The organism is Roseibium sp. (assembly GCF_050301095.1).
Lineage (GTDB): Bacteria > Pseudomonadota > Alphaproteobacteria > Rhizobiales > Stappiaceae > Roseibium.
Window position 1 is genome coordinate 1 of the sequence record NZ_JBNKYW010000256.1, and the last position, 8189, is coordinate 8189.

Consider the following 8189-nt stretch of genomic DNA (forward strand, 5'->3'; position numbering starts at 1 on the left):
GTCATCGTGACGGCGATTTTTGCTTTGCTTGTCGGCTGGGCAATCGGGCGGCTGGAAGGCTCCGCCTCCGTTATTGCCACCCTGGGTCTGCTGATCATCGTTCACGGCGGCATTATCGGCTGGCGCGATGTGACCCGCGGCGCGCAGTCCTTCTTTGGCGTACCGCGGGAAACAGGTGTCTGGACAGCCGCGATCGGCTGTGTTCTGGCCCTCATTATCGCACGGCTCTACCGGGACTCGGTTTCCGGACTGCGACTGCGGGCCGGCCGCGAGGACCCGATTTCGGCCGGTGCCGTCGGCATCAACATCCGCCGCGAACGGTTGATCGCCTGGGTCCTCAGTGCGGCGGTCATGGCCCTGGCCGGTGCCCTTCTCGCCCATTTTCTCGGCGCCTTCAGTGCCAAGAAATTCTATTTCTCCGACACGTTTCTGCTTCTTGCGATGCTGATCGTCGGTGGCATGACCACAGTCACCGGCGCGATCACCGGTGCGGTCGTCATCACGCTTGTGACGGAGTTCCTTCGACGTCTTGAAAGCGGCTTTTCGATTGCGGGCGTCGATGTGCCTGCGTTCCTTGGAACAGCCCAGATCGGTATCGGCGTCATCATTCTGTTCGCCATGTTCCGGAAAGCGAACGGCCTGGCCGGTCTCAAGGAATGGGAGGAGCGCGTCTTCCGCATCACCACCGACAAGATCGAGGCTCCTGTCGAAACGCAGGAAATTCAGGAAGAAAGCACCCTGCGTGCGGAGCACCTGACCATGCGCTTCGGCGGCCTGACAGCGGTCAACGATGTTTCCCTGCAGGTTCAGCCCGGGGAAATCGTCGGCCTGATCGGGCCGAACGGATCCGGCAAGACCACCTGCCTCAACATGTTGTCCGGCGTCTTGAGGGCAACCGAAGGAAAGATCTTCCGCGGTGACGAAGAGCTGACGGGCCTCTCCACCCAGAAGGTGGCCGAACGCGGCATTGCGCGAACCTTTCAGAACATCCGCCTGTTCTCGACCTTGTCGGTGCATCAGAACGTTCTTGTGGCCGCATTGTCCACAAAAGGCGGAACGGACGCCTACGCCAGGGCGCACGCCGCCCTGGCAAGGCTTGGATTGCTCGACAAGGCAGCAGAGGATGCCGGCACACTGTCGTATGGAGATCAGCGCCGGGTGGAAATTGCCCGTGCCCTGGCCTGCCAGCCGTCGATCCTGTTCCTGGACGAACCTGCCGCCGGCATGAACAGGAACGAGACTGAAGATCTGATGACCCGTCTGCGGGACCTGTCCTCGGAACTGGGCATCGGAATCCTTCTGGTCGACCACGACCTTCACCTGATCAACCAGCTGTGCTCGCGCATCGTTGTGCTGAACGAAGGCCGCCTCATAGCAGAGGGCAAACCAGAGGAGATCCGCAAGAACCCGGCCGTCGTCGAAGCCTACCTCGGACCGGGGAAACAATAAGACTTTCCAGAGGAACAAAGGATCAAGATCATGAAAAAGCTGATGTTATCGACCCTGTTGGCGGCGAGCCTGGCCGGGCCCGCCATGGCAGAAACATTGACCGTAGGGGTCGCGATCTCCCAAACCGGCGCGCTGGCCCCCTTCGACGCCCCCGTGTTGGAAGGCGTGCATATCGCGGTGGATGAAATCAACGCCGCCGGCGGCATCGGCGGCAACACCAAAATCGAACTGATCGAAAAAGACGTGCGCTCGGATGCGGCGCAAACGTCGATCGCCGTTCAGGAACTCGCCGATCAGAACGTCTCCGTTCTGATCCTGCCCTGCGATGCCGATCCGGCACTGGCAGCAATGGGCGTGGTCAGTTCCGCGCAGATTCCGGCAATCTCGACCTGCGCTTCCTCACCAACACTGCCCGTTCTCGGCGGCGACTACATGTTTGCGAACTTCCCTGGCGACAACGTACAGGCCGCGGTATCGGCGAAGTGGGCATTCGACCAAGGATACCGTAACGGCTACATCATTTACTCGCCGGACACACAATACACGACGATGCCGGTCTACTTCATCGAGGTCCTCACCAAACTCGGCGGGACCATGCTGGGGCAGGCGACCTACACGATCGGCCAGCAGGATTTTTCGGCGATCGCAACGCGCATCGCCGCGCTTGATCCGCAACCCGACGTCATCATGACCTCGGCCTATGAACCGGACTTTCCTTCCCTCCTGAAAGCCTTGAGGGCCGCAGGGGTTGAAAGCCAGGTGATCGGTTCCGACGGCATCGACAGCCCCACGACGTTCTCTCTGGGGGCCGTCGCCGAGGGACTTGTCTTCTCCACCGCAGGCCACGCAACCGAAGGCAGTCCGCTGGAGGCTTTCAACAAGAAATACGAGGCCCGCTACGGCAAGGCACCCGAAACGGTTTTCAATGCCGTGGGCTACGATTTGGTGAAAGTGCTTGAAGCGGCCGTCCTGGAGAGCGGGTCGACACAGCCGCAGGATCTGCGCGATGCGATTGCCAATCTGGAAAACGTCCAGGGCGCGACCAGCACCATAACCTACAAGGGAACGACGGGCATGCCCGTTCGTCAGGTCTCCCTGGTCCGCGTCACGGAAGGCGCCCGGGAACTCGTGGCACAGCCGACGCCCGATCCGTCGCTGATCCCGGAACCGCGGATGCGTTGAAGGAGGATCCCCGATGCCGCTTCTGGCAGTTGACTCGCTCAAGGTGAATTACGGCGCTGTCGAAGCAGTGCGCGGGATCGATTTCCAAATCGATCAGGGTGAAATCGTTACACTTCTCGGCGCCAACGGCGCCGGGAAATCCTCAACCTTGAACGCCCTGGTGGGGCTGGTTCCCGTGGCCTCCGGGCGTGTGGTGTTCGACGGAACCGATGTAACCGATCATGCCCCGGAACGGCTGGCCCCGCTCGGCATGACCCTGTCGCCGGAAGGCCGTCGGGTGTTCGCGACGTTGTCCGTGGAGGAAAACCTGCGGATGGGCGCTTATGCCATCGGCAACCGTAGTGAAATCAAGGCGGCCTGGGAACGGGTCTACGACCTGTTTCCGATCTTGCGGGAACGGCGGGAGCAGTATGCCGGCACCCTGTCGGGCGGCCAGCAACAGATGCTGGCGGTGGGCAGGGCTCTCATGAGCAACCCGCGCCTCCTTCTCCTGGACGAACCCTCGCTGGGACTGGCCCCCAAAATCGTCGAACAGATTTTCGAGCTGATTGGCGTGCTGCGCGGCCAGGGCGTGACACTTGTCGTTGTCGAGCAGAATGTCTCCATGGCGCTGGAGATCGCCGACCGCGGCTACGTCCTGTCCAGCGGCAGAATTGTCTCCGCCGGCACGGCGGCCGAACTGTCTCGAAGCGAAAACCTGCAAGACGTTTACCTGGGAGCTGAATGAGATGGACTTGTTTTTGCAGCAGAGCGCGAATGCGCTCGCGCTCGGCGGAACCTATGCCCTGCTGGCACTGGGCCTTGCCGTGGTCTTCTCCATCATGGGGCTCATCAATTTCGCGCATGGCGAGCTGATGACGATTTCCGGCTACACCCTGATGTATTGCGGGCTTGCCGGCGTGCCCTTCGTGATCTCGGTCCCCCTGGCGATCTGCGCCGCAATGCTCGCCGCCGTCGCGATGGAGCGGATTGCCTTCAGACCGGTGCGCAACGCGTCGGGCGCAACGATGCTGATCACCAGTTTTGCGGTCGCGATGATCCTGCAGGTCGTCTTTCAGAATTTCATTTCCGCGCGGTCGCAAGCCGTGCTGCTGCCGGCATTCCTGTCCGACAGCATTGTCATCGGCGGACTGATCATCGGGGTCAACAAGATCGTGGCGATCGCCGCCACGGTCGTGATGCTGGTGTTTCTCGACCGCTTCATGACCAAGCAGAAGACCGGCATTGCCATGCGCGCGGCCGCCGAGGACTTCGCGGTCGCACGGTTGATGGGCATTCGGGCCAACACCGTCATAGCCGGCGCCTTCGCACTGTCCGGTTTGCTGGCCGGTGTCGCTGCCGTGCTCTGGGTCAGCCAGCGTGCCTCGGTCGATCCGCTCATGGGTTTCACGCCCGTCCTGAAGGCCTTCATCGCAGCAATCCTGGGCGGTCTCGGCAGCTTGCGGGGCGCGGTGGTCGGCGGTTTCGTGCTCGGCTTCATCGAAGTCTATCTCGCAGCCTTTCTTCCGCCGGAATTGCAGGAATTCCGTGATCCGATCGGCCTCGGTATCGTGGTGCTTCTGCTGCTGTTCCGGCCCAACGGTCTCGTTCCCTCCAACGTACTCAAGGCAGTGAAAGTATGACGATTGGCCAGATGAAGGCGATTGGACCTCGTTTGCTTGCCGGCCGGGACCCTTCACCGGTGGAGGTGCTCAACCCCAACAGCGATTTCCCGGTCGTCCTCCTGTGTGAACATGCCGGTCAGTGTGTTCCGGAAAGGCTGGACGGACTGGGAATTGGACGCGACGATCTCGACGCCCATATCGGCTGGGATATCGGTGCCGCCGCGGTTACGCGGCATCTGGCGGAATTGCTGGGCGCCCCGGCGTTGCTTCAGAATTTCAGCCGGCTTGTGATTGACTGCAATCGGCCACCGGAAGCACCGGACTCCATTCCCGAAGCAAGCGACGGCGTGACGATACCCGCAAACCGCGGTCTCGACCCGGCAGACAGGCAGGCACGGATCGACGAGGTCTTCTGGCCCTTTCACGAGGCCGTGGACGGCCTGTTCGACCGCGCGGACAGACTGGCAGCCTTTTCGGTGCACAGCTTCACGCCGGTCATGGACGGCATCAGGCGTCCCTGGGAACTGAGTTTCCTCTACAGGAAAGACAAAAGTACGTCCGAAGCCTTGCGGGCGCTCGTCAGGGCACAACGGCCCGAAATGGAGATCGGCATGAACCAGCCCTACCAGATCGAAGACGCATCGGACTGGTTCGTTCCCCGTCATGGCGAGGCAAGAGGACTTGCACACAGCCTCATCGAAATCCGCAATGACCTGATCTCCCACCCGGATCAGCAGAGGGCCTGGGCCGTGTTGCTTGCCAAGGTGATCCTGGAATTTCTGAAGGACAAAGAAAAATGACCCTCACACGTGAAGTCCCCATCGACCCCAACCATGCCGCTCTTCTGTTCGTGGATGTTCAGAACTTCAGCGCTCACCGGCAGGGAGCAGAGTTCAAGGACCTCCCGGCGGATGAGTTTGAGTCAAAATACGGCTGGTATTTCGACCAGCTCGACACGCGTGTCATTCCGCAAATGCAGAAGATCCAGTCGGCCTGCCGCTCGGCAGGCGTCGAAGTGCTTTACACAACCATCGAAAGCCTGACGCTGGACGGACGCGACAGAAGCCTTGATTACAAGATCACCGGTTTCAACGTTCCCAAGGGGTCCTGGGACGGAAAGGTGATCGACGCCCTCGCCCCCCTGGAGGACGAGATCGTCTTTCCGAAGTCGTCGTCTTCGGTTTTCGTGTCGACCCACATCGATTACGTGTTGCGCAATCTCGGTGTGCGTCAGCTCATCATCAGCGGCCTGATTACCGACCAATGCGTCGAAAGCGCGATCCGGGACGCCTGCGACCTGGGTTATCTGGTCACCCAGGTGACCGATGCCTGCCTGACGTACACCCAGGCAAGGCATGACAATTCATTGTCCACGATCAAGGGCTATTGCCGGCAGATGACCACCGAGGACCTTGTCGCCGAACTGGGTTCGATTTGACGGGTCTCGGCAACCGGCATCGGGCAGGCGGATTTGCAGCGTCCGCCCCCTTTTCCGGTGTCCGGATGCGCGGGGACGCTGGTCATCTGTCTCATGAATCCGCAGAGGCCGGGGTCCTGCTTTTCTCCCACTGAAGTGACCCGCCGTTTTAATAAGGGGAAACCGGAGAGGTGGACTTTCCCGGGTTATGTGGAGAGCGTTTAGCTCACTTCCTGGGCCTTTCACTCGAAGGCGATGACACTCGCAGGCCGGGAGATCGGCATATGTGCGCGTGGCAAGCGTGGCTTTGGCATAAGCGGCGACGCCTGGATCCAATTCCCTGCACAGCTCGAGGAGCTTTTCGAGCGTGTCCCGTTTAACGCCAAGCATCAGGTCTTCGATCGTCGTCTGCGAACAGTCCGATGCATAGGCCGGGGAAACAAGCCAGTTGAGCGGGTTGAATTGGTTGTAACCCTGTCGTCCGCCACAAGCGGCCAAACGCCTCAGAATTTCGCGCTGCTGCGGTGACACATTGAGGGTTTCAATGGCATCTCCGACGCCGGAGAGAACCTTGCCAAGCTCCCGGACACTCGTATCACTCACATAAAAACCTCAAACCCTTCTTGCTTTTGCGAGGTGACCTCAACCACTGCGTCCGGGTCGCGGTTGAGGCTGGCGAGTTGGGTTTCGGTTGCGGTATTGACTTCAGTCCGGTTCCGGCCAGGTGTTCAGGTCAGGCATCCCTGCCTGAGCGCCCGGAGCTTCTCCTCTTCGCTTGCCTCCTGCTCCCGGACGGCCGGGAGAATCCTGAGAGCGGTTTCAGGATCGACCGCCAGAAGCCCATCCTCGTCGCCCACGATCAGGTCACCGGGATGGACCACCATGCCGCCAATGGTGATGGGAACGTTTATTTCGCCCGGCCCGTTCTTGTAGGGGCCGCGATGGGTCACACCACGTGCGAAACAGGGGGTGTCCGACTTGCGGATTGCAGACACGTCGCGGATGGCGCCATCGATAACGAGACCGGCCGCACCGCGAACGGTTGCATTCGCAAGGATGATTTCACCGATCAATGCCTGAGTGAGATCGCCGCCTCCGTCGACCAGCAGAACCTGTCCCGGCTGAAGCTGCAAAAGCGCCTCATGTATCGTCTTGTTGTCGCCCGGACGCGTGCGCACCGTCAGCGCGGTTCCGATCATTTCGCAGGTTCGCGAATAGGGAAGAATTCCCGTGGCGCCGGTCATCCGGCCCAGGTTGTCACTGATCAGCGAAGTGGCAATGCCGCGATACAAATCGATGAGTTCGTTGGTTCCCGCGCTGGACGGCAATGAATTGGTCAAAGGCATTTTCAGTCTTTCATTTCTTATGATTTGCGTCGTCGACGGCTTGACCTGCTCATCGTTCCTTGACTTAAATATTTTTAAAAGCGATATTATTTCTACTTTTTATATCGCTAAACTTCATGGATTTGGCATGTTCACCATCAAGCAGATGGAAGCTCTGTACTGGGTCGCGAACCTGGGAACATTCGAGGCGGCGGCGGACTACCTCAACCTCACGCAATCGACGGTCTCCAAACGCATCGGTGAACTGGAGGGGCACTTTTCAACACCGTTGTTCGACCGAACCAGCCGCAAGGCAGCGCTGACGTCGACTGGGCGCGATGTCTGCGAGATCGCCGAAGAAATCCTCAAGCTCAACAATTCCCTGATCGAAATCGCCAAGGCTCAGGCAGGGGCGCCTCGCCGGTTCCGCCTCGGGGTGACTGACCTGATCGCCTATTCGTGGCTCCCCGAACTGCTTCAGCGGATCTCGGACCGCTATCCGGGCATGACGCTTGAGCCGGAAGTCGAACTCACCAGCGACCTGCTGAGCCGCCTTGCGGAAAGCAAGATCGACTTCATCGTCTGCCCGCGGGCCAGCCATCATCCCCTGGTGACCAGCCTGCCCCTCGGCAGCATCGAAATGGCATGGATGTGTCACCCGAAACTGGGGCTGCAGGGCCGACTCATTTCGAAAGAAGAGCTGACGCAACACAGGATACTGATTCAGTCGCGCGGCTCGGTGCTGCGTCCGATGTTGAAGGACATCATCGACAATCCGAAGCTGAAGTTCAAAAGCACTGTCAACAGCAACAACATGGCCGCGCTTGCGGAACTTGCCGCCAATGGACTGGGGGTCACTGTGCTGCCGAGCGCCTTCTTTCGCCGTTATGTCGACGAGGGGCGCTTGTGCGTGATCAAAACCTCGATCGAGATCCCGCCTCTCGAATATTTCGTCAGTTACCGGGAAGACTACAACGCCCAGTTCCTGAAGGAGGTCACGCGCCTTTGCGAGGCGGTGAGCACTTTCTGACGCCTGGTTTTCCGCCGTCTGGCGAGGCCGAAACCGGGTCGAGCGGAAAAGACTATTTCCATTTAGCGATCCAAGCCTCTGAAAAATTGTCGTTTTTCATTTCGCCAGCCTGTCAGCTGTTTGTTGCCAACCACTTGGCAGGCCCGGATGCCAGGTCAGAAAGACACAGGCGCGGCACGGGG

General features: G+C 60.0%; 8 protein-coding genes. 7 read left to right on the plus strand and 1 reads right to left on the minus strand.

The features are described 5' to 3' along the window. The 6 genes from ACQY7U_RS22155 to ACQY7U_RS22180 all read left to right on the plus strand — a co-directional run. Positions 1–1449 (plus strand): branched-chain amino acid ABC transporter ATP-binding protein/permease (locus tag ACQY7U_RS22155; RefSeq protein WP_428649471.1); only part of this gene is annotated, 1449 nt, incomplete at its 5' end. A 30-nt stretch (positions 1450–1479) separates the two neighbouring features. After that, a complete protein-coding gene (locus ACQY7U_RS22160) occupies positions 1480–2631 on the plus strand; it encodes an ABC transporter substrate-binding protein (RefSeq protein ID WP_428649474.1) in 1152 nt (383 codons plus the stop codon). Between the two features lie 13 nt (positions 2632–2644). Continuing rightward, positions 2645–3358, plus strand: a complete 714-nt coding sequence (locus ACQY7U_RS22165) for an ABC transporter ATP-binding protein (RefSeq protein WP_428649476.1) — start codon at positions 2645–2647, stop codon at positions 3356–3358. A gap of 1 nt (position 3359) precedes the next feature. Further along, positions 3360–4253, plus strand: coding sequence for a branched-chain amino acid ABC transporter permease (locus ACQY7U_RS22170; protein ID WP_428649479.1), 894 nt, complete (start codon positions 3360–3362; stop codon positions 4251–4253). Beyond that, positions 4250–5035, plus strand: a complete 786-nt coding sequence (locus ACQY7U_RS22175) for an N-formylglutamate amidohydrolase (protein WP_428649482.1) — start codon at positions 4250–4252, stop codon at positions 5033–5035. Before ACQY7U_RS22170 ends, ACQY7U_RS22175 begins: the two co-directional genes overlap by 4 nt. After that, complete coding sequence (locus ACQY7U_RS22180; RefSeq protein ID WP_428649485.1) at positions 5032–5673, plus strand: isochorismatase family cysteine hydrolase; 642 nt, start codon at positions 5032–5034, stop codon at positions 5671–5673. Before ACQY7U_RS22175 ends, ACQY7U_RS22180 begins: the two co-directional genes overlap by 4 nt. Before the next feature lie 707 nt (positions 5674–6380). On the opposite strand, the gene ACQY7U_RS22185 is transcribed toward ACQY7U_RS22180, so the two are convergent. Beyond that, positions 6381–6998 (minus strand): RraA family protein, encoded by a 618-nt coding sequence (locus ACQY7U_RS22185; protein WP_428649488.1) that lies wholly within the window; start codon positions 6996–6998, stop codon positions 6381–6383. Between ACQY7U_RS22185 and ACQY7U_RS22190 the strand changes: the two genes are divergently transcribed. Next, positions 6883–8007, plus strand: coding sequence for a LysR family transcriptional regulator (locus ACQY7U_RS22190; RefSeq protein WP_428649491.1), 1125 nt, complete (start codon positions 6883–6885; stop codon positions 8005–8007). The two genes, ACQY7U_RS22185 and ACQY7U_RS22190, sit on opposite strands and share 116 nt — an antisense overlap. The last annotated feature ends 182 nt before the right edge of the window (positions 8008–8189 follow it).

Bases quoted from the DNA above. Each gene is read 5' to 3' on its own strand.
- ACQY7U_RS22160 (WP_428649474.1), top strand. From the start codon at position 1,480: ATGAAAAAGCTGATGTTATCGACCCTGTTGGCGGCGAGCCTGGCCGGG.
- ACQY7U_RS22165 (WP_428649476.1), top strand. From the start codon at position 2,645: ATGCCGCTTCTGGCAGTTGACTCGCTCAAGGTGAATTACGGCGCTGTC.
- ACQY7U_RS22170 (WP_428649479.1), top strand. From the start codon at position 3,360: ATGGACTTGTTTTTGCAGCAGAGCGCGAATGCGCTCGCGCTCGGCGGA.
- ACQY7U_RS22175 (WP_428649482.1), top strand. From the start codon at position 4,250: ATGACGATTGGCCAGATGAAGGCGATTGGACCTCGTTTGCTTGCCGGC.
- ACQY7U_RS22180 (WP_428649485.1), top strand. From the start codon at position 5,032: ATGACCCTCACACGTGAAGTCCCCATCGACCCCAACCATGCCGCTCTT.
- ACQY7U_RS22185 (WP_428649488.1), bottom strand. From the start codon at position 6,998: ATGCCTTTGACCAATTCATTGCCGTCCAGCGCGGGAACCAACGAACTC.